At 71.4% G+C, this 25,664-nt stretch carries 21 protein-coding genes and 1 pseudogene; 5 read left to right on the top strand and 17 right to left on the bottom strand.

Going from position 1 to position 25,664, the window contains the following annotated elements; all coding sequences use genetic code 11:
* Positions 1–34: 34 nt before the first annotated feature.
* The 8 genes from O7614_RS26020 to O7614_RS26055 all read right to left on the bottom strand — a co-directional run bounded on the left by O7614_RS26020 (position 35) and on the right by O7614_RS26055 (position 10,099).
* Complete coding sequence (locus O7614_RS26020) at positions 35–1,054, bottom strand: sugar phosphate isomerase/epimerase family protein (protein ID WP_278141057.1); 1,020 nt, start codon at positions 1,052–1,054, stop codon at positions 35–37.
* A complete protein-coding gene (locus tag O7614_RS26025; protein ID WP_278141058.1) occupies positions 1,051–1,974 on the bottom strand; it encodes an SCO3242 family prenyltransferase in 924 nt (307 codons plus the stop codon). Before O7614_RS26025 ends, O7614_RS26020 begins: the two co-directional genes overlap by 4 nt.
* Positions 1,958–3,124, bottom strand: coding sequence for an inositol-3-phosphate synthase (locus O7614_RS26030; RefSeq protein WP_278141059.1), 1,167 nt, complete (start codon positions 3,122–3,124; stop codon positions 1,958–1,960). Before O7614_RS26030 ends, O7614_RS26025 begins: the two co-directional genes overlap by 17 nt.
* Before the next feature lie 623 nt (positions 3,125–3,747).
* On the bottom strand, positions 3,748–4,956 hold the full coding sequence (locus tag O7614_RS26035; RefSeq protein WP_278141060.1) for a Gfo/Idh/MocA family oxidoreductase: 1,209 nt from the start codon (positions 4,954–4,956) through the stop codon (positions 3,748–3,750).
* A gap of 21 nt (positions 4,957–4,977) precedes the next feature.
* A complete protein-coding gene (locus tag O7614_RS26040; protein WP_278141061.1) occupies positions 4,978–6,030 on the bottom strand; it encodes a substrate-binding domain-containing protein in 1,053 nt (350 codons plus the stop codon).
* Positions 6,031–6,127: 97 nt separating this feature from the next.
* Positions 6,128–7,252 carry an ABC transporter permease gene (locus O7614_RS26045; protein ID WP_278141062.1) on the bottom strand — a complete coding sequence of 375 codons (1,125 nt, stop codon included), beginning with the start codon at positions 7,250–7,252 and terminating at the stop codon, positions 6,128–6,130.
* Positions 7,249–8,757, bottom strand: coding sequence for a sugar ABC transporter ATP-binding protein (locus O7614_RS26050; protein ID WP_278142384.1), 1,509 nt, complete (start codon positions 8,755–8,757; stop codon positions 7,249–7,251). Before O7614_RS26050 ends, O7614_RS26045 begins: the two co-directional genes overlap by 4 nt.
* A 163-nt stretch (positions 8,758–8,920) precedes the next feature.
* The gene (locus tag O7614_RS26055) at positions 8,921–10,099 is read right to left on the bottom strand and encodes an ROK family protein (RefSeq protein WP_278141063.1); all 1,179 of its coding nucleotides are present in this window, start codon (positions 10,097–10,099) and stop codon (positions 8,921–8,923) included.
* A gap of 881 nt (positions 10,100–10,980) precedes the next feature.
* Here O7614_RS26055 and O7614_RS26060 point away from each other — a divergent pair.
* Positions 10,981–11,454 (top strand): hypothetical protein, encoded by a 474-nt coding sequence (locus O7614_RS26060; protein ID WP_278141064.1) that lies wholly within the window; start codon positions 10,981–10,983, stop codon positions 11,452–11,454.
* Between the two features lie 75 nt (positions 11,455–11,529).
* Here the strand turns inward: O7614_RS26060 and O7614_RS26065 are convergent, their stop codons facing one another.
* The 3 genes from O7614_RS26065 to O7614_RS26075 form a co-directional block, all read right to left on the bottom strand.
* Complete coding sequence (locus tag O7614_RS26065; protein ID WP_278141065.1) at positions 11,530–12,558, bottom strand: YihY/virulence factor BrkB family protein; 1,029 nt, start codon at positions 12,556–12,558, stop codon at positions 11,530–11,532.
* Between the two features lie 64 nt (positions 12,559–12,622).
* A complete protein-coding gene (locus O7614_RS26070; protein ID WP_278141066.1) occupies positions 12,623–13,432 on the bottom strand; it encodes an ABC transporter permease in 810 nt (269 codons plus the stop codon).
* 9 nt (positions 13,433–13,441) lie between these two features.
* On the bottom strand, positions 13,442–14,230 hold the full coding sequence (locus O7614_RS26075; protein WP_278141067.1) for an ABC transporter permease: 789 nt from the start codon (positions 14,228–14,230) through the stop codon (positions 13,442–13,444).
* Positions 14,231–14,687: 457 nt separating this feature from the next.
* Between O7614_RS26075 and O7614_RS26080 the strand changes: the two genes are divergently transcribed.
* Complete coding sequence (locus O7614_RS26080) at positions 14,688–14,849, top strand: hypothetical protein (RefSeq protein ID WP_347404376.1); 162 nt, start codon at positions 14,688–14,690, stop codon at positions 14,847–14,849.
* A 78-nt stretch (positions 14,850–14,927) separates the two neighbouring features.
* On the opposite strand, the gene O7614_RS26085 is transcribed toward O7614_RS26080, so the two are convergent.
* Positions 14,928–15,860: an ATP-binding cassette domain-containing protein gene (locus O7614_RS26085; RefSeq protein WP_278141068.1), complete on the bottom strand. Its 933-nt coding sequence runs from the start codon at positions 15,858–15,860 to the stop codon at positions 14,928–14,930.
* Between the two features lie 145 nt (positions 15,861–16,005).
* Here O7614_RS26085 and O7614_RS26090 point away from each other — a divergent pair, with 145 nt between their 5' ends.
* Positions 16,006–18,375, top strand: a complete 2,370-nt coding sequence (locus O7614_RS26090) for a TRAP transporter fused permease subunit (RefSeq protein ID WP_278141069.1) — start codon at positions 16,006–16,008, stop codon at positions 18,373–18,375.
* The gene (locus O7614_RS26095) at positions 18,372–19,379 is read left to right on the top strand and encodes a TAXI family TRAP transporter solute-binding subunit (protein WP_278141070.1); all 1,008 of its coding nucleotides are present in this window, start codon (positions 18,372–18,374) and stop codon (positions 19,377–19,379) included. The genes O7614_RS26090 and O7614_RS26095 overlap by 4 nt, the downstream gene beginning before the upstream one ends.
* A gap of 9 nt (positions 19,380–19,388) precedes the next feature.
* Here the strand turns inward: O7614_RS26095 and O7614_RS26100 are convergent, their stop codons facing one another.
* Together O7614_RS26100 and dnaG are read right to left on the bottom strand one after the other, a co-directional pair.
* Positions 19,389–19,925: a hypothetical protein gene (locus tag O7614_RS26100; RefSeq protein ID WP_278141071.1), complete on the bottom strand. Its 537-nt coding sequence runs from the start codon at positions 19,923–19,925 to the stop codon at positions 19,389–19,391.
* A pseudogene (dnaG, locus tag O7614_RS26105) lies at positions 19,926–21,828 on the bottom strand (DNA primase).
* Positions 21,829–21,941: 113 nt separating this feature from the next.
* On the opposite strand from dnaG, the gene O7614_RS26110 reads away from it, so the two are divergent.
* Complete coding sequence (locus tag O7614_RS26110) at positions 21,942–23,147, top strand: low temperature requirement protein A (RefSeq protein ID WP_278141072.1); 1,206 nt, start codon at positions 21,942–21,944, stop codon at positions 23,145–23,147.
* Between the two features lie 6 nt (positions 23,148–23,153).
* Here the strand turns inward: O7614_RS26110 and O7614_RS26115 are convergent, their stop codons facing one another.
* Genes O7614_RS26115 through O7614_RS26125 form a run of 3 tightly spaced genes read right to left on the bottom strand, consistent with a single transcriptional unit; the run spans position 23,154 to position 25,617 of the window.
* Positions 23,154–24,002, bottom strand: a complete 849-nt coding sequence (locus O7614_RS26115) for a siderophore-interacting protein (RefSeq protein WP_278141073.1) — start codon at positions 24,000–24,002, stop codon at positions 23,154–23,156.
* A gap of 15 nt (positions 24,003–24,017) precedes the next feature.
* A complete protein-coding gene (locus tag O7614_RS26120; RefSeq protein ID WP_278141074.1) occupies positions 24,018–25,280 on the bottom strand; it encodes a deoxyguanosinetriphosphate triphosphohydrolase in 1,263 nt (420 codons plus the stop codon).
* On the bottom strand, positions 25,264–25,617 hold the full coding sequence (locus O7614_RS26125) for a VOC family protein (protein WP_278141075.1): 354 nt from the start codon (positions 25,615–25,617) through the stop codon (positions 25,264–25,266). The genes O7614_RS26120 and O7614_RS26125 overlap by 17 nt, the downstream gene beginning before the upstream one ends.
* Between the last annotated feature and the right edge of the window lie 47 nt (positions 25,618–25,664).

The following is a 25,664-nucleotide window of genomic DNA, read 5'->3' on the forward strand; positions in this document are numbered from 1 at the left end:
TGCTCCAGGCGCCCCACCACCCTTTGCTCTGCACCTACATATGCGACGGGGCCTCGTCAGCGGGCGTCGCCTCGGCGGGTGCAGAGCAAAGGGGGCTGGCAGGGTGGTAATTGGTGGCCGTCGCAGCGGCGGCACGCAGGAACTCGATCGACCGGGCGGCCACGGCCGGCGCGGCGTGCGAGTCGCGGGGTAGCTCCACCGCGACCAGCCCGCGATAGCCGGCCGCCGCCAGGGCCGCCAGCACCGGCGGAAAGTCGATCTCGCCGACGCCGAACTCCAGGTGTTCGTGCACGCCCCGGCGCATGTCGTCGATCTGCACGTTGACCAGGTGTGCGGCCACCTCGGCGACACACTGCGGCACCGGCCACGGCTCCAGGCAGCGACAGTGGCCGATGTCGAGGGTGATGCCGAACCGGGCCGGGTCACCGAGCCCGGCACGCAGCCGACGCCAGTCGGCGATGTCCTGCACCAGCATGCCCGGCTCCGGCTCGAAGCCGAGGGTGACGCCTGCGGTGTCGGCCGCGTCGACGACGGTGGCGCAGCCGGCCACCAGCCGGTCCCACGCACACTGCGGTGACACCGTCTCGGGCCGGACGCCGGCCCAGAACGAGACCGCCTCGGCACCCAGGTCGGCACCGATCCGGACGGCCCGGCGCAGGAACTCGATCCGCAGGGTCGGATCGTCGTGCAACAACGTCGGCGCGTGTTTGTGCCACGGGTCGAGCAGGTAGCGGGCCCCGGTCTCGATCACCACCGCCAGACCCAGCTCGTTCAACCGTCGGCTGACGGCGGCGACCCGGCGGGTGAGGCCGGGCGCGAACGGGTCCAGGTAGTCGTGGTCCAGGGTGAGCGCCACCCCGTCGTAGCCGAGATCGGCGATGACGGCGAGCGCGTCGTCGAGGCGGTGGTTGTTGAAGCCGTTCGTGCCGTACCCGAGCCGCAGAGTCGTGGCATCGCCGGCTGACAGGACGGGCCCGCTGGCATCGCCGGCCGACAGGACGGGCCCGTTGGCATCGCCGGCCGTCGGCGCGGGTCGGGCCTGCGGAACGGTCATGTCGGCGAGACCTTCCGGGCCAGCCGTCGACCCAGCGGCGCGGCCGCCGCGACGGCCAACCCGAGCAGGCCGGCGCCACCCCGAGCGGTCAGCGCGCCCTGGAGGGCGGGCAGCCCGGTGATCCCGGCGCCGACGGCGGCGCGGACCCGCCCGGCCGACGGGTCGCGGACCACCTCGACCTGGGCCGCCCCGTAGCGGGCCGCGTACCACCCGGCCAGCACGGCGGGCAGCACGGCCGCGACACCTGCCGCCCGGGTCCGCTCGGGGCGTACCCCGGCCGGGTCGTCCCCCCGGGCGGTCGTGCGTCGGGTGCCCGGGACGGCGACGGCGGCACTGGCCGCGACCACCGCGGTGCCCGCGAGGGTACGCATCGGCAGGGCGGCATCGGCGCCGGTGACCTCGCGGCGGGACAGCGCGGTGACCGTCCAGGTGTGCGCGGCGACGGTCACCGCCGCCGGCACTGCCCGCGTCACCCGACCGCCGGACGCACCGAGCAGCACGTCCAGCCCTCGGCAGGCGGCCATCACGGCCGGGCCGGCGGCAGTGTTCTTCGCCAGCAGGTCGTACCCCCAGATGGTGGCGGCCAGCGGCACGGCGAGCGCGGCGGCGCGGCGACCGCCCACGGCGGCGGCCAGGCCCACGCCGGCGGCCGTGAGGCCCGCCGCGAGACCGACCGCGGCGGTCGGGGTGATGCGCCCGCTGGGGATCGGACGCTCGGGCCGTTCCTCGGCGTCCAGGCGTCGGTCGGCCCAGTCGTTGGCGGCCATTCCGGCCCAGTAGAGCAGCACCGAGGCGCCGGCCAGGGCAGGGGTACGCGGACCCAGCGCACCGGCCGCCGCCGCTCCGGCGACGACGTCGCCGGGCACCGAGAGCGCAGCCGGCGCCCGGACCAGCTCGGCGAGGTCAGCCAACGTTGTCATGATCACCGTCCCCGCCGGCGTGCAGTTGCTGGGTGAAGTCGGTCAACCGGGCCCACTGCTCGCCCAGCGAGTGGGTGGGCGCGCCGATCGGGTCCTTGAAGAAGAAGCCCAGCTCGGTCAGCGGTCCCACCCGCCCGGCCGCGTGCGCGGCGGCGGTGAGCCGGGCCAGGTCCAGCACCAGCGGCGCGGCCAGCGCCGAGTCGCAGCCGTGCCAGGTGAACTCCATCCGCATGCCGGTGCCGAGGAAGCCGGCGAAGGTGATCAGATCCCAGGCGGTCTTGAAGTCGCCCAGTTCCTCGACGTACTCGATGCGCGTGCCGCCCTGCGGGACGTACCCCAGCGTCTCGCCGAGCACCCGCTGCTTGCTCTGCACCTTCGCCGCGTTCGCGGCCGGGTCGGCCAGGGTGGCGCCGTCGCCACCGCCGAGCAGGTTGACCCCGGACCAGGAGCGCACGTCCAGGTTGCGCATCGCGAACATCGGCGCGAGCACCGACTTGACCAGGGTCTCCCCGGTCTTGCCGTCGTGCCCGGCGTACGGCAGGCGGGCCTCTTCGGCCAGCGCCGCCAGCGCCGGCAGCCGCAGCCCGGTGGACGGGGTGAAGTCGACGTACGGGCAGCCGGCCAGCAGCGCCGCGTACGCGTAGAGGGAGCTGACCGGCAGCACCTCGTCCGACCCGTCGAGGGCGGCGCGCAGCGCGGCCGGGTCGGCGTGCGCGGGATGCGGCTGCGGGGCCGGCTCGGTGGCGGAGACGTTGACCACGACCACCCGGTCCAGGTCGTGCCGCTCCCGGAAGCTGGTGAGATCGCGGACCACGACGGCGGCCCGATCGGACTGGGTCGCGCCGACCGGTGCGGGGCGCAGCTCCTGGTCGATCACGCCCAGCTCGTCGCGGAGCGCGGCGACCAGCCGCCAGGGGATGACACCGGCGTCGGCGAGGGTCTCGGCGCGCTTGCACAGCGGGGTGGTGGCCAGGTCGTGCCCGCCGAAGACGAGGTCGGCGAAGCCCGGCAGGGCGGGACCCCGCAGCTCGGGGAGCTCGGTGACGCAACCGGTCGGCCCGGCCAGGCCGGCCCGCAGTGCGAGCCCTCCGACGATGCTGGTGGTCGCGACCGAACCGCGCGCTCCTACCAGCCAGACACCTGTTCGCATGGTGCTCCCTCCCCGTTCACGAGGAACCGTCGGTACCACTAAATATAGGAATATCAGAATATCTTTCGGAAAGATACGGCCTTGGTCGAGGGGCCCCGTCCGCCCTTCCCGCACCGGAGCGGCCCCGGTTTCCGACGTCGGCGTCGGCGGCGACGACGCCGGACCGGAGCCCGGCCCGGGTACAGGCAGACGGGGCTTGGTAGACAGGGTCGGGTCGGCGTCTCGACCCTGTCTCCCCCGCATCCGACCGGTCGGGGCGTTGGCATGCCCCGGCCGGGCGTCTCAGGCCGCCGTGCCCACCAGGTCACCGTACGGAGCACGACCCACCGGACGTCGGCGAGTGGCTGCGGTACGGGTGGGGGCAACAGCGGGCGGTGTGGTCAGGTCCTACGGGTCTCCACCGATGGTGGCGGTCCTCCGGTGCGGCCGGGGAATCCCGGTCCGGTCGCACCGGACGACCGTCCTGCTCGTGCGCCACCGGGCCAACGGCCCGGCCGCACGCTCTCCGACGCCGACCTCGTCCCGGCCACGGGGCGCAATCCGCGGCCGGTCCTCGCCGGTCGGCTTCGGGAAGCCGGTCGGGCGACGGCGGTACGATCACCACCATCGCGGATGGTCGATGGTCAGACGGTCGCCGCGGTCAGCGCCGGTTCCACCTCGGTCCAGGAGGAGCCGAGTTCCGCCGAACGGGCCACCGCGTCCAGCACCAGCTGGACCTGCAACGCGTCGGCGAACGAGGGAGTCGGGTCGACACCGGTGGCGACCGCCTCGATGAAGTCGCGCATCTCGTGCGTGAACGAGTGTTCGTAGCCGATGATGTGGCCCGGGGGCCACCACGCCGACATGTACGGGTGCTCGCCCTCGGTCACCAGGATGCGGCTGAAACCCTGTTCCGCGCTGGGCCGGGTGGCGTCGTAGAACTCCAGTTCGTTGAGCCGCTCCAGATCGAAGACCACGCTGCCCAGCGAGCCGTTGATCTCGACACGCAACGCGTTCTTGCGACCGGTGGCGAACCGGCTCGCCTCGTACGTGGCCAGGGCACCACCGTCGAGTCGGGCCACGAACACCGCCGCGTCGTCGACGGTGACCGGCCCGGTGGGCGCCGCGCTGCCGTCCACTGTGGCCGCCAGGCCGCTCGACTCGGCCGGCAACGGCCGCTCCTTGACGAAGGTCTCGGTGACCGCGCTGACCCCGCTGATCCGCTGACCGGTGACGAACTGGGTCAGGTCGATGATGTGCGCACCGATGTCACCGAGCGCGCCGGAGCCCGCCCTGTCTTTCTGCAACCGCCAGACCAGCGGGAACTGCGGGTCCACGATCCAGTCCTGCAGGTACGTCGCACGGACGTGTCGAATCACCCCGAGCCGTCCGTCGGCGACCAACTGCCGCATCATCGTGACCGCGGGGACCCGGCGGTAGTTGAACCCGCACATCGACCGCACCCCGGCGGCCCGGGCGACCTCCGCCGCAGCGGTCATCGCCCGTGCCTCCTCCACCGTGTTGGCCAACGGCTTCTCGCACAGGACGTGCTTGCCGGCGGCCAACGCGGCGAGGGCGATCTCGGCGTGGCTGTCGCCCGGGGTGCACACATCGATCACGTCGATGTCGTCCCGGTTGATCAGGTCACGCCAGTCCGTGGTGTACGCCTCCCAGCCGAGTCGGTCGGCGGCGTCCGCCACCTTTCCTGTGTCTCGACCGCAGATGAGCGCCATCCGGGCCCTCGTCGGCAGGTCGAACACGCGGTTCACGGTGCGCCAGGCCTGCGAGTGCGCGGCGCCCATGAACGCGTAGCCGACCATGCCGACCCGCAGTTCTTTGTCTGTCGTGGACAAGGTGGGTCTCCCCCCGGTATGTCAGAACCCGAGCTTGTCGTAGCTGCTCGCGTTCTCCTTGGTGATCGTCTCGGAGGCGAGGGTCACTTCCTTGGGCACCTGGAGCTCCGTCAGGTCTCCGAGGCCCCGACCCTGCGCGATGAGGCGCGCGAGCGAGATCGCCGAGGAGGCCATCGACGGGTTGTAGGTGACCGTCGCCTTGAGCACGCTGTTGTCGGCCTTGATCGCGTCGATCGCGAGCTTGGAGCCGGCACCGCCGACCATGAAGAACTCGGAGCGGTTGGCCTGCTTGATCGCGGCCAGCACGCCGATGCCCTGGTCGTCGTCGTGGTTCCAGATCGCGTCGATCTTCGGCAGCGCCTGGAGCAGCTGCGCCGCCTCGCGCTGGCCGCTGTCCGAGGTGAACTCCGCCGAGCGGCGGTTCTCCACCTTGAAGCCGTAGGTGGCCAGGGCGGCCTTGAAGCCTTCGCTGCGCTCGACGGTCAGCGGGATCTCCAGACCGGCGATCTCACCGATGATCGGGTTGGCGACGCCCTTGTCCTTGAGCTGCTTGCCGATGAAGTGCCCGGCCGAGACGCCCATGCCGTAGTTGTCGCCCTTGATGACCAGCCGCGAGGCCAGTGCGTCCGGGAAGACCCGGTCGAGGTTCACGATCGGGATGCCCGCCTGCATCGCCTGAAGGGCGACGGGGTTGACCTCCTTGCCGTCGTGCGGCAGCACGACGATGATGTCCGGCTTCTGGGCGATCAGCGTGCCGAGGGTGGAGCGCTGGGTCGCGGAGTCCGACCCACCGTCGACCTCCTTGAACTCCACGTCCGAGTAGGCCGCCGCCTGGGCCTTGGCGTTGGCGTGGATGGCACCCATCCAGCCGTGGTCGGCGGCCGGCGCGGAGAAGCCGATGACGACCTTCTTGCCGGGGGCGTTGTTGCCCTCACCGCCGCCGGCGGCCTTGGTCTGGGTGCTGGCGGCCGGGGTCTCGTTGCTGGTGCAGGCGGTCAGCAGGGTGGCGGCGCCGACTGCGGCTCCGCCGAAGAGCAGCCGGCGGCGCGACAGGTCGCGACTGTGCTGGGTCATGAACGACCTCCTGGGAACGGTATGTGACTGAATGAGGGTGTGCGAGGCCCTGCCGGCGTCGAAAGTTTCGACGTGGCCAGGACAACGGTGCGGTGCGTCAGGCGGTGGTGACCCTGTTCCGCGCGAGGAGCCGAGTGACTGACTTGTACTGGAACTGCTGGATCAGGACGGCGGCGACGATGATGCCGCCCTTGACCATGTTCTGCGCCTCGATGGAGAGGCCGTTGATGGCGAAGAGATTCGTGATCGTGGCGAAGATGATGACGCCGAGCAGCGAGCCGACGATCGTGCCGCGACCCCCGCTGAGCAGCGTGCCACCGATGATGGCCGCGGCGATCGCGTCCAGCTCGTACAGGTTGGCCATCGCCGCCTGCGCCGAGGTGGCCTGCGAGGTGAGCATGATGGCGGCGATGCCGCAGCAGAGACCGGAGAGCCCGTAGAGCAGCATGGTGTGCCGGCGTACGTTGATGCCGGCCAGCCGCGCCGCCTCCGGGTTGCCGCCGACGGCGATGGTCCGCCGGCCGAAGGTCGTCCGGTTGAGCAGGACCCACCCGGCCAGCACCACCGCGCCGAGGATGTAGACGAGGATCGGGATCCCGATCACCTTGCGCGCCGCGATGTCGTTGATGAAGGTGCTGCTCGACACCTGGGTCTGCTTGTTGGAGATCGACGCCGCGAGCCCTCGCGCGGCCACCAGCATCGCGAGCGTCGCGATGAAGGGGACCAACCTGCCGTACGAGATGAGCACACCGTTGACGAGGCCGACGCAGATGCCGACCACGATGGCGGTGAAGATCATGCCGCCGGCCCCGTAGCTCTGGGTGGCGACTGTGGTGCACCAGACGCCGGCCAGCGCGACGATCGCACCGACCGACAGGTCGATGCCACCGCCGATGATCACGAAGGTCATGCCGACGGTGACCACGCCGACGACCGAGGCGAGTTGGAGGATGGCCAGGACGTTGTTCCAGACCCAGTTCGGGTCGCCGTACAGGTCCGGCTTGGTGACCGCGCCGACCACGATGAGCGCGGCCAGCACCCCGATCAGACCGAGGTTGCGCTTGGCGCCGTCGCCGCCGTCGCCCCGCCACCAGGAGAGCCGGCCCGAGGATGCTGCTTTATCGCTGGCCACCACCGTCTCCGCCGGGTCCACCGGCGGCGACTGCGCCGGAAGCTGCGGGCGCTCCGGTGTCGCGGTGGGAGTGGGAGTCGCGTCGCTCATGCCGGTGCGCCTTCCATCAAGGACCCCGCCATCACGAGGTCAAGCACAGTGTTCTCGTCGAGTTCGCCGGCCGCGGCTTCGCGGACGACCCGCCCTTCCCGCATCACCAGCACCCGGTCGGCCAGACCCAGCACCTCGGGCACCTCGCTGGAGACCAGCAACACCCCGACGCCCTGCGCGGCCAATGACCGGATGACCTGGTAGAGCTCAGCCCGGGCGCCCACGTCCACGCCCCGGGTGGGCTCGTCGAGCAGCAACAACTTGGTGCCGCCGAGCAGCCACCGCCCGACCACCACCTTCTGCTGGTTGCCGCCGGACAGCGTGCGTACCGGCCGGTCGACGTCCCGGGGCCGCAGCTCCAGGGTCTCGGCGATCCGGTCCGCCTCGGCGCGTTCCTTGGCGGCGTCGGTGAAGCCGAGCCGCGCGTACCGGCCGAAGGTGGCCAGCGTGACGTTGCGGTAAATCGGCTCACCGAGCAGCAACGCCTGGCTCTTGCGTTCCTCCGGGGCCATCCCCATGCCGGCCCGGACCGCCGAGCCGACGCCGGGGCGCAGCACCCGCCCGTTCATCCGAACCTGACCGGCCTCCGCGAGGCGGGCACCGTAGATCGTCTCCAGCAGTTCGGAACGGCCGGAGCCGACCAGCCCCGCGATGCCGACGATCTCCCCGGCACGCACGTTCAGCGAAACGTCGGCGAACTCGCCGGTGCGGGTCAGCCCCTCCACCTGGAGCAGGTCGTCGCCGACGGTGTCGTCGGCCGGCCGGTCCGGGAAGACGTACTCGATGGTCCGGCCGGTCATCCGGCTGACCAGGTCGCGGGTCGGGGTGTCGCGCGCCGGCAGGTTCGCCGCCGTGGTCCGGCCGTCCTTGAGTACGGTGACCCGGTCGCCGATCTCGCGGATCTCCTCGAGTCGGTGCGAGATGTAGATGACGGCGATGCCCTGCGCGGTCAGCTCCCGGATGATCCGGAACAGGTTGCCGACCTCGTCGTGGGCCAGCACCGCGCTCGGCTCGTCCATGATGATCAGTCGCGCCTCGTGCGACAGCGCCCGGGCCATGCTGACGATCTGCTTACCGGCCGCCGGCAACGACCGGACCATCCGACCCGGCGGGATCTCACCGTGGCCGAGCCGACCGAGGATCTGCCGGGTGTGCCGCGCCATGCTGGCGCGGCGGATGAACCCGAAGGTGCGGTACTCGTGCCCGAGGAAGGCGTTCTCCGCCACCGACAGGTCCTCGACGAGGTCGAGCTCCTGGTAGATGGTGGCGATGCCAGCCTTCATCGCGGCCTGCGGGTTGGCGAAGGTGACCGGCTCGCCGTGCCACTCCACCTGCCCCGAATCCGGTTGGTGCACCCCGGCGAGCACCTTGATCAGGGTGGACTTGCCGGCGCCGTTCTGCCCGAGCAGGCAGTGCACCTCGCCGGCACGCACCTCCAGCTGGACGCCGTCGAGCGCGCGTACGCCAGGGAAGGTCTTGACCAGATCGGTGAGGCGCAGGACCACCTCGCCCGCGACGGTGTCGGCGGGAGCCTCGACCAGCGGTGCCTCGGCGACGGCGTCGGCCGACGCGGTGCCGGCTGCGGCGGCCTCGGCCGACGCGGTGGCGGGGTCATCCTCGGGCAGAGCCACAGTCTCCTCCTCGCTCACGACAGGATCTCGGTCAACTTCATGCGGCTTCCGCGAAGGCGACGTCGCTTGCCAGCACGGCCGCTCCGGTGACGCCGGCTCGACCACCGAGCTCGGACAGCACCACGGGCAGGTTGCCGGTGGCCAACGGCAGCGAACGGCGGTAGACCACGCTGCGGATCTCGGCGAGCAGGATGTGCCCGAGCTGGGCCAGCCCGCCGCCGATCACGATCATCGACGGATTGGTGAAGCTGACCAGGCCGGCGAGCACGCCACCGACCCGCCGTCCGCCGTCCCGGATCAGCTGGATGCAGGTCACGTCCCCCTCGACGGCGCCCTCGGCGACGTCGAGGGCGGTCACCACACCGCGCTGGGACATCCGCTCGGCCAGCGCCGGCGACGCCCCACTGCGGGCCGCGGCGGTGGCGTCCTTGGCCAACGCGGCACCGCTGAACAGCGCCTCCAGGCAGCCGATGTTGCCGCACGAACACATCGGACCGTGCGCGTCGACCTGGATGTGGCCGATGTCGCCGGCACAGCCGTCGGTGCCCCGGTAGACCTCACCGGTGAGGTAGATGCCGCACCCGATGCCGGTGCCGATCTTCACGAAGAGGAAGTCGTCCACCGAGTGGGCGACGCCACCGTGCCGCTCACCGATCGCCATGATGTTGACGTCGTTGTCGACCACCGCCGGGCAGCCGTGCTCCCGGCTGAGCAGCTCGCGCACCGGGTACCGGTCCCACCCGGGCATGATCGGCGGCGAGACCGGAACGCCGTCTCGGAAGCTGACCGGGCCGGGTACGCCGACGCCCACCGCGTCCAACCGCTCGTACGCCCCGTCGACCCGAGCCTTGTGCAGTAGCTCGTTGACCCGTTGCAGGGTCACCTTGGGGCCGTTCCGGATGTCGGCGGCTTCGCCGTAGTGCGCCACCGGTTCGAGGCGGCCGTTGACCACCTCGATGTCCATCGAGCTGGCACCGAGGTCGACTGCGGCGAAGCGCAGCTTCGGGTTCAGCTCGACGAGCGTCGAGCGACGCCCACCCCGGGAGGCGGCGAGCCCCGCCTCGGCGACGTAACCCAGGGCGACCAGACGATCCAGCTCGGCCAGCATGCGCGGGCGCGGCATCTGGAGTCGGTCGCCCAGCTCGGCCCGCGACACGGCTCCCTCGTCGCGGAGCAACCGCAACAGTCGCACGTGTAGGGGATCGACCGTTCGCACCGGAGCCGCCTTTGCATTGGCATCGTTCACATCGACGCAATGCCGATGTGTTGTGTCCGACACAGTAGGAGCGCTCGCACCACCTGTCCAGAGCTTCGGCTATTCCGACGCTAACTTTTGCTCAAACGGACAGAAGTTTTGGTCGAGCCTGTGGTGCGTGGACCGGCGGCGGCGTGCGTCAGCCCTCCGCGCCCCGCGCCCCGCGCCCCGCGCCCCGCGCCCCGCGCCCCGCGCCCCGCGCCCCGCGCCCCGCGCCCCGCGCCCCGCGCCCCGCGCCCCGCGCCCCGCGCCCCGCGCCCCGCGCCCCGCGCCCCGCGCCCCGCGCCCCGCGCCCCGCGCCCCGCGCCCAGATCGTGCAACATCCTGGAAGTAGGGGTGTCAACGCGCCGGGAGACCACTACATCCAGGATGTTGCACGATCACGAGCGCCAGACCTACCAAAGGGCGCGGAAACCGCCGAAGATCCGCGCAACATCAGGGAAAGCGCTGCCTCGCCGTGCCGGGAGACAGCAACATCACCGACACTGCGCGGATCTTGACGACGAGCAGTCGGCGCGGGCGCAGGCAGGGCGGGCAGGCCTCAACCCAACGCGGGTTGGGCGTACCCGATGGGGTCAACTCGGGCGGAATCCCAGCGGTGCCGGGCGGTCTCGCGGCGTCGGCGCCAAACCCTGCTCAAGCAGCGAATACGCCACCGGAGAGCACGCTGAACAGCCCGCGTCCAGCACCACAACAATTGCACAGGACGTTGACAGTCGTCTACGTCCCCGATAACGTTCCTGGACATCGGCAGCCACGGGGTCGAATCGCGCGCCGCAATTCTCCAATCGCGATGAAATGCCGTTCTGTCGTGCCCGAAAACCCCGACGGGAAGGACCCCAATGAATCGACCGACGCGCTTTGTCGCGGCCGTGTCCGCAGCGACCTTCTTCGCTTTCCTGGTGCCATCGGCAGCGCAGGCGACGCCAGCCTCGACGGGGTCCGCAGTCGCGGCAGCGGTCGCCTCGCCCGCCCAGCAGGTGGCCTCCAGCCCCACTGGCTCGGACTTCGCCCCGCTCGGGAACTGCACCGCCGGGATCTTCTGTGGCGAGGTGAAGAACCGGCTGGGCCGATCCGTGAAGCTTTCGGGCAACTGGCCGACCAACAGCAAGACGATGTGGCTGCCCGCCGGCCAGGGCAGCGCATCCGACTCGTCGTACTACTACGAATTCCGGGACACCGACGGTTTCCAGGTGCCCAGCGGTTACATTTATTACGACAGCGTGGGCAACAAATACTACCCCGGTTGGCACAAGGTGAACGACCTCCAAGAGGTCACCCTCAACGGTTGGTGCCTCACCTCAGCCTGTAGTTAACGGCCGGCTCCACAATTGCGCACGTCAGTGGCTACCGGGTTCAGAACGGGCCCGGTAGCCACTGATTACGTCGTCTCAGTCGCCCGAACCGCGTTGGTTACGCTTCTTGCGGAGCTTGCGGTCGTCGCGCAGCTCGACGTACGGCTCGTCGTCCACGGCGTGACCCGCCGAGATGGCCCGGCCGCGCTCCAACTCGGCGTCGAACTCGGCGCCCAGGAGGATCGCGATGTTGCTCAGCCAGAGCCACACCAGGAAGATGATCACCCCGGCCAGCGTCCCGTACGTCTTGTCGTACGAACCGAAGTTGCTCACGTAGAAGGCGAACAGGCCGGAGATCACCAGCCAGATCACCACGGCCAGCACTCCACCCGGGCTGACCCAGCGGAAGCCGCCGTGCCGGGCGTTCGGCGAGGCCCAATAGAGGATCGCGAACATCAGGCTGACCAGGACCAGCAGCACCGGCCACTTGGCGACGTCCCACACCGCGACCGCCGTCGAGCCGACCCCGATCACGTCGCCGACCGACTCGGCGAGGCGACCGGTGAAGACCACGATCACCGCGCTGGCCAGCAGCAGCACCCCGATCACCGCGGTCACGCCCAGTCGGATCGGCAGGGTCTTCCAGATCGGCCGGCCCTCCGGCACGTCGTAGATCGTGTTGGAGGCGCGCATGAACGCGCCGATGTAGCCCGACGCGGACCAGAACGCGGCCACCAGACCGATGATCGCCGCGATGCTGGCCAGGCCACCGTTCCTGTCCGCGGTGCCGATCGCATCGGTGATGATCTGCCGGATGCTGTCGTTCGGCACCGCCTGGTTGACGGTGTCCCGGACGCCGGTGGTGGCACTCTCACCGAGCAGGCCGAGGATCGAGATCAGCACCAGCACGCCGGGGAAGATGGACAGCACCCCGTAGTAGGTCAGTGCCGCCGCCCAGTCGGTCAGGCTGTCGTCCTGGAACTCGGCGACCGTTCGGCGCAGTGCCGCCTTCCACCCACTGCCGGGCAGGTCGCCGGGGCTGTCCGGCCCCGCGTCGGGACCGACCGGCGCGCCCACGGGACCACGCTCCTGCTGCCGTTGGGCGGAAGACTCGTCCGAGGCCATCGCCCCTCCTCCTGGTCGGCGGTGTCACCTCCGGACATGCCCCGTCGACGGTCGGGCGTAACCCCTACTTGTAGAGCAACCTGCCCATCCGGCGTGAAGCCACCAGCAGGCCGACCGCCACCAACACCAGCAGGTAGAGCACGTCGAGCAGCCAGAGCCACCCGCCGCTGCCCAGCGTGACCCCTCTGATCAGGTGCACCGAGCGGTACAGCGGCGTGATCTCGACCAGCCAGTGCAGCACTGTCGGGTAGGCCTGCGCCGGCACGAAGGTGCCGGAGAACAGGAAGAGGGTGAACTGGGCGGAGCCCACCAGGTCGAAATCCTGCCAACTGCGCATGAAGGTGGAGATCGCCATCCCGAGCGCCCCGAACGCGAACCCGACCAGCACCGCGGCCGGGAAGGCGGTCAGCGCTCGGGTGACGCTGGTCAGGTCCAGAGCGACCATCACCCCGAGGAAGGCAGCCGAGTATGCGCTGCCCCGCAGCATCGCCCAACCCAACTCACCGACGGCGATCTCGAACGGCCGTACCGGGGTGGCGATCATCCCGTCGTACAGCTTCATGTACTTCATCTTGCCGAAGAAGTTGAACGTGGTCTCCGCGAGCGCGCCGGTCATCGCCGACGAGGCGAGCATCGCCGGGGCCACGAACTCGGCGTACGAGACCAGTCGCCCGTCCGGCAACGGCAGGTCGCCGACCAGCGCGCCGACGCCCACCCCGATGGAGAGCAGGTAGAGCAGCGGCTCCACGAAGCCGGAGAGCAGCAACAGCCAGTAGACCGACTTCAGCGCTGCGAGGTTGCGCCCGACCACCGACCCCGACCGCCGGGACGCGGCGGAGACGTCGACCAGCCGGGGCAGGATCAGCGTGACCACGACAGCCTCCTAGACGACGAGCTTGCGACGGAACATGCGCACCGCCAACAGCCAACCGGCGACGGCCCAGGCAGCCAGGTAGAGCAGGTGCCCGACGATCGACCACTGTGGTGCGACGCCGAGCGTGGCCGCCCGACAGAGGTCGACGGCGTGCCACAGTGGCGTCACGTACGCCAGCCACCGCAACGCCTCGGGTAGTGACTCGACCGGGAAGAACACCCCGGCGAAGAGCGTCATCGGGATGACCGCGAACCGGAACAGCATCGCCAGCCAACTGTCGCCGGACACCCACGCCGCGTACGCGAAGGTCGGGGCGGCGACGGCCAGCCCGAGCAACGCGACCACCGGCAGGGTGAGCACCGCCCAGGGCGAGCGCAACGCCCCGAACACCCCGGTGACCAGCAGGAACGCCGCGATGGTGGTGAGCACCCGGAACAACACGAAGGCCAGGTGCCCGGCCACGATGTCGCCCACCCGCAGCGGCGAGGCGCTCTGCGCGAAGTAGGTCTTGACCCACTGGAAGTTGCTGAACACCGGCCAGGTGGAGTCGCCGACGGTCACCTGGAGCGCGGTGGACGCGATCAGACCGGGCACCAACCAGTCGAGGTAACGCACCCCGCCCACACCCTGGTCGATGTAGGCCCCGACGCCCACCCCGAAGCCGAGCACCGTCAGCACCGGCAGCAGGAACGAGGAGAACACCCCCGCCCGCCAGGTGCGCCGCAGACCGACCAGGTAGTGCTCGAACACCGCCCACGCCGGCACCCACGGGAACCGCGCCGATCCCGTCACACTCACACGACCACCCCCGCCCGCCACCACGACCTGTCTACCCCCGGGGTACGACAGACCGCCGGTCACCTTACGGCGACGCCGTCGACGTGTCGCCCGGGTTTCGCCGGCCTCGACCGACGCGCCGACCTCGCTCGACGCGCCCGCAGCCTGATCGAACCGGTTTGCCGGAAGTCGGGGTATCAGTCGCCGTGGGATGCCCCGTTCTTCTGAAACCCGAGTCGATCAGCGGACCGACGCGCCGTGGCGGCCTTGTTCGAACCGACCGCCGGCTGAGAACACGGCGTCACACCGGCGGGCGAAGTCGAGACTCGGCCGGCGCTCGGATGTCTCCACCTTGGCCACCAGCGCGCCGGAACAGCTCAGCGCCTCGCGCCCCGTGACCCCCCGATCCGGGCGCCCCTCCCCACCGACGGAGGTTCCTCGTGCGACTCACCCGGTCGGCTCGCGGCGGCGGGCACTGATGCCCCGCTACCGCCCACACGTGGCGGCCCGCCCGTCCTGGCGCTGCCGGGTCTGCGGCGCGGCGTGGCCCTGCTCGCCGGCCCGCCTGTCGCTGCTCGGTGAATACCGTGAGAACCGCACCGGCCTGCTCATCTACCTCGCCGGGACCAGAACCCGTTGAGCGGTGATCGTTGGCAGCTCAGCCGTGCGACACGCCGGAGGAAGTGCGGCTGAGCTGCCAACGATCAAACGTGGGTGGTCAGTCGACCAGGGTGCGGCCGGTCAGGTGCAGGAAGACGTCCTCCAGGCCGCTGCGCCGCACCAGCACGTTGGCGGGGTTGAGCCGCAACGCGGTGACCTCGGCGACCGCCGCGTCGCCGTCCGGAACGTAGAGCAGGACCCGGTCGGGTAGCACCTCCACCCGCTCCCCCAGCCCGTCGAGCTTGTCGGCGAACGGTTCCTGCGACTCGGCGGCGAAGCGCAGCTCGACCACCTCGCGGGTCGAGTGCTGCTCGATCAACGCGCGGGGTGAGCCCTCCGCGACGATCCGCCCGCCGTCCATCACCACCAGCCGGTCGCAGAGTTGCTCGGCCTCGTCCATGTAGTGCGTGGTCAGCACCAGCGTGACGCCCTGCTGCTTGAGCCGGAACAGCCGCTCCCACACCAGGTGCCGCGCCTGCGGGTCGAGCCCGGTGGTCGGCTCGTCCAGCAACACGATCTCCGGGTCGTTGACCAGAGCACGGGCGATGGTCAGCCGTCGCTTCATCCCGCCGGACAGCGGCTCCACCTTGCTGTCGGCGCGCTCGGTGAGCTGGACGAAGTCGAGCAACTCAGCGGCCCGCTCGCGGGCGGCCCGGCGCGAGATGCCGAAGTAGCGGGCGTAGACGGTCAGGTTTTCCCGGACGGTCAGCTCCGGGTCGAGATTGTCCAACTGCGGGCACACACCGAGACGCGCCCGGATCGCCGGCCCGTCGGCCACCGGGTCGAGACCGAGGATGCGCAACTCGCCCGCGCTGGGTGGGGAGATGCAGCCGACCATCCGCATGGTGGACGACTTGCCGGCGCCGTTGGGCCCGAGGAAACCGAACGCCTCACCCGAGCGCACCTCGACGTCGATGCCGTCCACTGCGGTGAAGTCACCGAACCGCTTCACCAACCCACGCGCCTGAATCAGTGGTCGCCCCAAAGTCACCGCCTGACCCTAACCGCCGGGTCCGACAGCCCTCCACGCAAATATCCGCCGCCGACCACCCTGACCGGCCCAGACGGGGCGTCGCGGAAGGGAAACGCCGATCAACGCCCCACCTCGCCGGGCAATCGACGGGTATCGTCCCCCTGTGTCGCCCATCAGCTCGCCCGATGGTTCGTCGTCACCTGCCCGACCAGCCAACTCTCCCGTCGACGGGCTGAGCGCAGGCACCGGCGGTGGACCACCCCGACCACGCCCGACCGCCGAGCCGACAAGGCCGGACGAGCCCGTCGTCGGCAACCCGCCCGAACCCGACGCGGGCTCGGTCGCCGAGCGGGCCACCCGGGATCTCGCCGCCCAGTTCGAGGACGAGAAGCCGGGCCGGGTGTTGACCGGGCCGGCGGGCCTGCTCCTCACCGGGGCGGCGCTGGCGGTCGGCGTCCTCGCCCTCTGGCAGGTGTTCCGCCCGCTGTCGCAGGGCAGCAAGTACTACCTGATCATCTTCCTCGCCGGCGTACTCCCTCTGGTCTTCCTCGCCTACCCGGCCGACCTGCGGCTGCCGGCCCGCCTGCGGGCCCGACGACGACGCCCCGACCGCGACGACGCGGAACACGACAGCACCGAGCACGACAGCACCGAGCACCACAGCACCGAGCGCCGCCGGGCACGCGCGTCGGCGCGACCCACCCCCACCGACTGGGTGCTGGTCGTGCTGGCCGTGGTGGCCTGCCTCTACCCCGTCCTGCCGATCGCGATCGGCAGCGGTGGCGGCGGCTACAACGCCTTCCTCGACCGGCAGGGCCTGCTGGCCCCGATGGACCTGGTGCTGGGCACCGTCCTGCTACTCCTGCTGCTGGAGGCGTGCCGGCGTGCCACCGGGTGGATCCTGCCGGCGGTCTGTCTGCTGTTCCTCGCCTACGGCTACTACGGCGGGTTGCTGCCGCAGTCCTGGCCGGTCGCCCACGCCGGCCTGGACTTCAGTCAACTGGTGGACGCGTTCTACAACTCCGACAGCGGTTTCTACGGCACGCCGCTCGACGTGGCCGCCTCGTACATCGTGCTGTTCACCATCTACGGCGCGGTGCTGGAGTTGTCCGGGGCCGGACGGTTCTTCGTCGAGGTGTCAGCGGCGGCGTTCCGCCGATCGCGTACGGCCGCCGGTCGGACGGCGGTGGCCTCCGGATTCCTGCTCGGCACCGTCTCCGGCTCCGGCGCGGCGACGACGGTGAGCATCGGCGCGGTCACCTGGCCGCTGCTGCGCCGCGCCGGCTACCCCCCGGAGCGGGCCGGCGGCATGTTGGCGGCGGCCGGGGTGGGTGCGATCCTCTCCCCGCCCACCCTGGGCGCGGCGGCGTTCATCATCGCGGAGTACCTGGGCGTCTCGTACCTGCAGGTGCTGGGCTGGGCGACGGTGCCGACGGTGCTCTACTACCTGGGCATCCTGCTCTCGGTGGAGATCGACGCACGCCGCTCGGGCGTGCGTCCGGTGGTGATCGACGTCGGTTCGCCGTGGCGTCTGCTGGCCCGCTTCGGCTACCACTTCGCCTCGCTGATCGCCATCATCGTGTTCCTCGCCGTCGGCATGTCCGCGACGCGGGCGGTCGTCTTCGCCACCGTCCTGGCCGTCGCGCTCTCCTTACTCGCCCCCGCGCGAACCCACCCGAGCGACCCCGCGCGGCAGCGCACGAGCGAACCCGCGCAGGGCCACACGAACGACCCCGCGCACCGGCTCACCCCGGCCCGGCTGGTGACCGCGCTGGTCACCGGGGTACGCGGCGTGCTCGCCGTCACCGCGGTCTGCGCCGCCGCCGGCATCATCACGGCGACCACCACGAAGACCGGCCTCGGGCCGCAGGCGGCGGCGTTGCTGGTCGGCGGTGCGAAGGCGGCCACCTCGGACCCGACACTGGTCCTGGTGCTCACCGCGCTGCTCGCCGCCGTAGCGCTCAGCCTGCTGGGTCTCGCCGTGCCGGTAACCGCGTCGTTCGTGATCGGTTGGGTGATCGTCGGTCCGACCCTGCTCGACCTCGGCGTGACCGCGCCCGCCGCGGCGATGTTCGTCTTCTACTTCGCGGTGCTGTCCGAGGTGTCCCCGCCGACCGCGCTGGCCGCGGTGGCCGCCGCCGCGGTGACCGGCGGTCGGCTGGTGCCGACCATGTGGCAGACCCTGCGGTACGCACTGCCGGCGTATCTGACCCCGATCGCGTTCGTCATCACGCCGGCCGGGCTTGGGCTGCTCGGCATCGGCGGCGTCCAGCGGATCGCGTTCGCCGCCGTGGTCACCGCGCTCAGCGTCGCGGTACTCGCCGTCGCCGCCGGTGGCTGGCTGCCCGGAGTGGGCCCCGCCGGTGCCCCGGAGCGGGTGTTGGGTGCGCTCGCCGGCGTCACAGTGCTCTGGCTCGAACCCGTGCCGGTCACGGTCGGCGCGGCGCTGGCCGCCGTGGCGGCGGCCGGTGTGTTCCTGCGACGCCGGTCCGCCGGCCGACCATCGTCCGAACCTGTGGAGGAGAAACTGTGAGACGAATCGACGTACGGCTCGCCGCGGGCCTGAGCGTGCTCGCCCTCGCCACGGGGTGTGGCGGTCAGCAGGGCGGCGCGGCCACCGACGACACGGCCAGCGAGGTCACCTGCGAGGTGACCGAGGAGACCCGCGTCGGCATCGCCACCGGCAACGCGACAGGCGTCTACTACGTGGTCGGCAACGCCCTGGCCGGGCAGTTGTCCGGTGCGACCGGTGGCAAGCTCACCGGCACCGCCGCCGAGACCGGCGCCTCGGTGCAGAACGTCGAACAACTCGTCGGCGGCCAGTACGACGTGGCGTTCTCCCTGTTCGACACGGCCGTCAACGCGATCGAGGGCAAGGGCAGCTTCACCGCGCCGCAGCCGGTGCAGGCGCTGGCCCGCATCTACGACAACTACACCCAGGTGGTGGTCCGCAACGACTCCGGGATCACCTCGGTGGCCGACATGCGTGGCAAGCGGATCTCCACCGGCTCGCCGAAGTCCGGCACCGAGGTGATCGCCAACCGGCTGCTGGAGGCCGCCGGTCTCGACCCGGCCAAGGACATCCGAGCCCAGCGCCTGGACCTGACCAAGACGGTCGAGGGCATCAAGGACGGCAGCGTCGACGGGTTCTTCTGGTCCGGTGGTCTGCCCACCGGAGGCCTCACCGACCTGTTCACCACCTCCGGCGACACGGTGAGGTTCGTCGGCCTCGCGCCGCTGCTGCCGAAGATGGCCGCGCTGAGCCCCGGCTACCAGGAAGGCACGATCGGGCGGGACGTGTACCGGACGGCGACCGACACCCCGACCATCGTCGTGCCCAACGTCCTGTTGGTCCGCAAGGACCTGGACGCCAACGTCGCCTGCGCGATCACCCGCACGGTGTTCGAGAAGCGCGACGCCCTGGCCCAGGCCAACCCGGCGGCCAAGGGGATCTCGCTGGAAAGGGCCCGCAGGACCCTGCCGGTGCCGCTGCACCGGGGTGCCGACAAGGCGTTGAAGGACCTCGGCGCAAAGTGACCCGACGCGTCAGAGGTCGGCGGGCGCGGTGGCGGCGCGGGCCACGCCGACGAGACGGTCGGTCTCGGCGAGCAGGGCCTCGTCGTCCGCCGGGGTGCCGGGGTCGAGTCGGACCGTCCAGGTCAGACCGTCGACCCCGGCCGTGCGACGGGCCGCGACCCGCGCCGCGCCGCCGGGCACCGGCTGGTGCTCGGTGTACGCGACCGAGCGGGTCACCCGCGCCCGCACCTGGTGTGGCAGCTCGCGCGGGTCGAGGAGGAAGTACGTCTCGGCCGGGCCGTCGGCGACCACCGTGTAGCCGTCGCGTTCGAGGACGGTCTCGGCGGGTGTGACGGTCAGTTCCCGGCCGGACCAGACGGCCTTGAGGATGTCGTGCCAACCGAGCCGGTGCCCCCGCCCGGGCAACCACAGCCCGAGGTTGGTGGCGACCACCACGCCGTCGCCCTCGCCGTTGCCGACCGCCGCCCAGGCCAGCACCCGCTCGTCGGCGGTCAGTGGCGGCCGGTCGGCCGGTGGCAGTTTCGGCTTGCGGCTGAACAGTCCCATCTAGAGGCCTCCCGCAGCCTGCTCGCGAAGCGCCCGGGCGTGCTGCTCCAGGGAGAGCAGTTCACCGAAGGCGGCGAAGTACTCGTCCTTGTTGTTGACCGGGTTGATCCGCTGGATGCGCGACTTGAGGTCCCGGATCCGGGCGGTCACCGACCCGAACTGCACCCGCGCCATCGTGATCGACACGTAGCGTGGGTCGGGCTCCCCGTCGATGCGCAGCGGTTCGACGGCCAACTCGCCGACCAGCGCTGCCGCCGCCAGGTCGTCGCAGGCGTCGCGGACCGACTCGATCCAGACCGCGCCGCCGGTCGCCGACGCGGCACCACCGGCCGCCGCGATGGCCGTACGCACCGCGACGTGCACCGGGTGCCGGTATTCCGTCGCCTCGACCGCGTCGAACATCGGCCCGGCCAGGACCGGCTGCTGGAGGGCGAGCTTCAGCGCCTCCCGCTCGACCATCGACTGCGGGCTGTCCACCGCCGGCTCGGGGCGGCCCGGTGCGGGGCGGGCGGCCGGTGCGGCGTCGCGGGTGCCGGGCGGCGGGGTGTTCGCGGCGGCGAGCACCGCCCGTTGCACCGGCTCGATCTCCATGCCGAGGTCCATCGCGAGCTTGCGGACGTACTCCGGGCGTTTCTCCCGGTCCTTGAGGCGCGCGACCAGCGGCGCGGCATGCCGCATGGCCTCGACCCGGCCGTCGACGGTGTCCAGGTCGAAGCGGCCGATCATGTGCCGCAGCGCGAAGTCGACGAGCGGCTCGCGGCGGGCGACCAGGTCCCGAACCGCCAGGTCACCCTTGGCCAGCCGCAGGTCGCACGGGTCCATGTTGTCCGGGCTGACGGCGATGAAGGTGCGGCCGACGAAGCGCTGGTCGTCCTCGAAGGCGCGCAGCGCGGCCTTCTGGCCGGCGGCGTCACCGTCGAAGGTAAAGATGATCTCGCCGGCCACCTCGTCGCTGTCGAACAGGAGGCGGCGCAGAACAGCGATGTGGTCCGCGGCGAAAGCGGTGCCGCAGGTCGCCACCGCCGTGCTCACCCCGGCCAGGTGGCAGGCCATCACGTCGGTGTAGCCCTCGACGATCACCGCCCGACCCTGCTTGGCGATCTCCCGCTTGGCCTGGTCGATGCCGTAGAGCACCTGCGACTTCTTGTAGATCGGCGTCTCGGGGGTGTTCAGGTACTTCGGGCCGTCGTCGTCGTCGAAGAGTTTGCGCGCGCCGAAGCCGATCACGTCACCGGCGAGGTCGCGGATCGGCCAGAGCAACCGGCGGCGGAACCGGTCGATGAGGCTGCCGGAGCGAGCCTCCCGGGACAGCCCGGCCGTGACCAACTCCTGGTGGGTGAAACCCTGCTGGCGCAGGTGCTTGGTGAGCAGGTCCCAGCCCTCCGGCGCGAAGCCGCAGCCGTAACGCTCGGCGGCGGCCCGGTCGAAGCCCCGTTGGGCGAGGAACTCCCGGGCCGGCCGGGCGCCCGCGGTGCTGAGCTGCGCCCGGTAGAACTCCACGGCCGCGGCGTGCGCGGCGACCAGACGCTGGCGCTGACCCTGCTGTGGGCGGGGGCGCGCGGTGCCCCTGTCGTCCTCGATGTAGCGCAGTTGGATGCCGGCGCGGCCGGCCAGGCGCTCGACGGACTCCACGAAGCTGAGGTGGTCGGCGTCCATCAGGAACTTGATCGCGTCCCCGCCGGCCCCGCAGCCGAAGCAGTACCAGACGTTGCGGGCCGGGGACACGTTGAACGACGGGCTCTTCTCGTCATGGAACGGGCACAGGCCCTTGAGGTTGCCGCCGCCGGCGGACTTCAGGGTGACGGTCTCGGAGATCACATCCCCGATCGAGGTGCGTTCCCGGACCAGTGCGATGTCCTCGTCCCGGATCCGCCCAGCCATGCGCCACCCCCTCGCCGTACATCCTGCCCTGCCGGACCGACGACACGGCGGCCGGGGGACGCCGGTGTGGCGGCGGCCGCTGCCGGCTGGGCGGTTCCGGCCCGCAGGCCGGGTCCGCCCGGGGACCATGACCAGATGCGCCGGGTACGGACCCAAGCCCCCCGCCTGCCCAGATGGCTGGCCGGCCGGGTCGGGCTACCCGACCGGCTCCCGGGCGCGGACGAGGCGGGACACCGCCACGCCACCTGGCTGGAACTCTTCCTCGACCTCATCTTCGTGTACGCGCTGGCGGCGGTGGTGCGCCGACTGGGCGACGACCCCACCCCGTCACCGGGCGCCGTGCTGGCCGTACTCGGGCTCTTCGTGGTGATCCAGTGGGCCTGGATGGGGCAGGTCTACTACGACACCCGGTTCGACCCGGACGACGCGGTGCACCGGGTGCTGGTGCTCGTCGCGTTGGTCGGCGCGGGCGCGATGACCCTCGGTGTCGACGAGGTGCCGGAGAGCGTCCTGCTGCCGGTCGGGTACCTGATCGTGCGGGGCGTGCTGCTCCTGCTGTACCTGCGCGCCCGACCCACCAGCCCGATGGCCCAGATGGTGACGACGGTCTATCTGCTCGGCTTCGGGTCGGGCTGGTTGATCTGGTTGGTGTCGCTGACCGCGCCCATCGAGCTGCGGCCCGCCCTGTGGATCATCGCGATGGTGATCGAACTGGCCACCCCCTGGGTCGGGGTGCGCTGGCTCAACCGCTGGCCGGTGGACAACCGGCACCTGCCGGAACGGATCGGGCAGTTCACCATCATCGTGCTGGGTAGCGCACTGGCCAGCCTGCTGTTCGCGGTGCCGGACCACCCGCCGCCGCACATGATCCTCACCGCCGCGCTGGCCTTCCTGATCCCGGCGGCCGTCTGGTGGATCTACACCACATTCGTCACCACCCGGCTGACCCAGCCCCGGCTCCGTGGCGGGCAGGCATACAGCTACCTGCACATCCCGCTCGGCGGCGCGCTGCTGCTGCTCGGCTGGGCGCTCGGGCAGGTGGTCCGGCTGGTCGACGACAACGCCAACCGACTGCCGCTGGAGCTGCGGCTGCTGCTTGGCGCGTCGATGGTGATCTGGACGCTCTGCGGGCTCGCCCTGTACTGGCTGTGGGCCCGGCCGAGCGCCGCCCGGTTGGCGATCGCCGTCTACGCGGTGGTCTCGATCTCTCTGATCACCACGACGGTCCACCAGCCGAGGCTGATGCTGTCGCTGCTCTCCCTGGCTGTCGTCGGGTACGCCGTCCTGGTCAGCCGGCGACTGGCCAGGGCCGGCGAGGAAGACCACACACCCGAGGGATAGCGACGCTCAGGCCACCCGGGCCGGCTCGGCGGTGCTCGCCTCCTCGGCCGCCACCTGCTGGTTCCAGTCGGCCTTGGTGGAGCGCCAACCCTCGTCGTCCATGCCGCGCCGCCAGTAGCCGGAGATGGAGAGCCGGTCCAGCGGCACACCCCGCTCCCCGCGCAGCAACCGGCGCAACTCGCGGACGAAGGCCGCCTCACCGTGCACGAACGCGTGCACCTGGCCGGCCGGGAACTCCAACGCCCGCACCGCCGCGACCAGCGCCTCACCCACCGGGCGTTCGCCGCGATGCAACCAGGTCAGCTCGACCGCTCCGGGGCTGAGTAGCTTCTGCTCCTCGGCCGGGTCGCCGATCTCCACGAAGACGTGGGCCGGGGCACCCAGTGGCAGCCGCTCCAGCGCGGCGGCGATCGCCGGCAGGGCGCTCTCGTCGCCGACCAGCAGATGCCAGTCCGCGTCCGGGTCCGGGGCGTACGCCCCACCGGGGCCGACGAAGTGCACGGGGTCACCCGGGCGCAGCGCGGCAGCCCAGGGACCGGCCAACCCCTCGTCGCCGTGGTGCACCACGTCGACCGTCAGCTCCGCCGCGAGCGGATCCCAGCGCCGCACCGTGTAGGCGCGCAGCCGGGGCCACTGCTCCCGGGGCAGGTCCCGGCGGATCGCGGCGAGGTCCAGCGGCTGCGGGTACGCGACACCGGGCTGCGGCAACACCACCTTGATGTAGTGGTCGGTGAACTCGCCCACCGGCAGACCGGTCAGCTCGTCCCCACCGAGGACGAGCCGGATCAGGTGCGGGGTGGGCCGCTCGGTGCGCAGCACCCGGGCCGAGGTGACGTTCCTGGGGCGTTCCGTCATGTCAGTTAGGTTAGCCTAAGCTGGCTCGTCGTCAATCGGCGGCGTGCCTCCCCCGACCAGGCGGGTGTGCCAGGCCACCGCCGCCGGGTCGGTGAGCGAGGCGACCTGGTCGATCACCACCCGCAGCCGGGCCGTGTCATCCTCGGCGGCCCGCCACAGCGGGGCGAAGACCGGGTCGAGCCCCTCCGGGGCACGTCGGACCAGCGCGGCGACCAACTCGGCCAGCATCGTCCGCTGCCGCTCGTAGCGACCCCGGAAGCCGGACCGACGCATCACGTACCGCAGCGCGATCCCCTTGAGCAGGGCGCACTGCGCCCGGACCAGCCGGGGCACCACCAGGTCGGCGGCGAAGCGGCGGTGCGGCCCCGGCCCGAAACGCTCCTCCGTGGCCGCCACCGCGGCGGACACGAACCGACCGGTCACCCCGCTGGTGGTCGCCTTCAGCGCGACCTGCGCGCGATGGCTGCCGTCGTACCCGGCCAGCGGGGCGAGCAGCGGGTCGGCCAGCAACTCGACCAGCACCTCGGCCAGGTCGGCCGCGGACTCCCCGGAGTAGGTCTCCGCCACGTCGGCGCAGAGCGCGGCCCGCTCGTCGGCGTCGGCGAGCAACGGGCGCAGCGTCACGTACCCGCCGTGGATGCCGTCCTCCACGTCGTGCACCGAGTACGCGACGTCGTCGGCCCAGTCCATCACCTGCGCCTCCAGGCAGCGCCGGTCGCCGGGCGCACCATCCCGGATCCAGGCGAAGACCGCCGCGTCGTCGGCGTACACCCCGAACTTGCGCTCGCCGGGGCGACGCGGCCAGGGGTACTTGCCGATCGCGTCGAGCGACGCCCGGGTCAGATTCAGCCCGGCGGACGAGCCGTCCGGGGCGAGCACCTTCGCCTCCAGACGGGTCAACACCCGCAGGGTCTGCGCGTTGCCCTCGAAGCCGCCGCACGGTGTGGCGAGCAGATCCAGCGCCGCCTCGCCGTTGTGCCCGAACGGCGGGTGCCCCAGGTCGTGGGCGAGCCCGGCCACGTCCACCACGTCCGGGTCGCACCCCAACCGGGCACCCATCTCCCGGGCGATCTGGGCCACCTCCAACGAGTGGGTCAGCCGCGTACGCAGGAAGTCGTCGGTGCCGGCGGTGTGCACCTGGGTCTTGGTGGCCAGCCGTCGAAACGCCGCGGAGTGCAGCACCCGGGCGCGGTCGCGCTCGTACGGCGACCGGCGGTGCCCGGTGTCCTTGGGCGACTCCTCGACCAGCCGGGCGTCCGGCTCACTCCTCGCGCGCACGCAGCACGCAGAACTCGTTGCCCTCCGGGTCGGACAGCACCGTCCACTCGACGTCGCGCTGACCGATGTCGACGTGCCGGGCGCCCATGTCGACCAGGCGCTCGACCTCGGCCTCCTGGTTGGCCGGGCGTAGGTCGAGGTGCAACCGGTTCTTGCCCTGCTTGCCCTCGGTGGCCGGCACGAAGACCAGGCCGGGCAGGCGGTCGGCGGACGGGCGGATCTCCACCTCGTCGGGCTTCTCGGTGACCACCTGATAGCCGAGCGCCTCGGCCCACCAACGGGCCAGTCGGGCCGGATCGCGGGAGTCGACAGTCAGGCTCTCCCAGACACTGGTCATGCAGTCACCTCTTCCCGTTCGACGCGGCGCCCAATCGGCCGTGTACG

It is taken from the genome of Micromonospora sp. WMMD961 (assembly GCF_029626145.1).
Taxonomy (GTDB): Bacteria; Actinomycetota; Actinomycetes; order Mycobacteriales; family Micromonosporaceae; genus Micromonospora.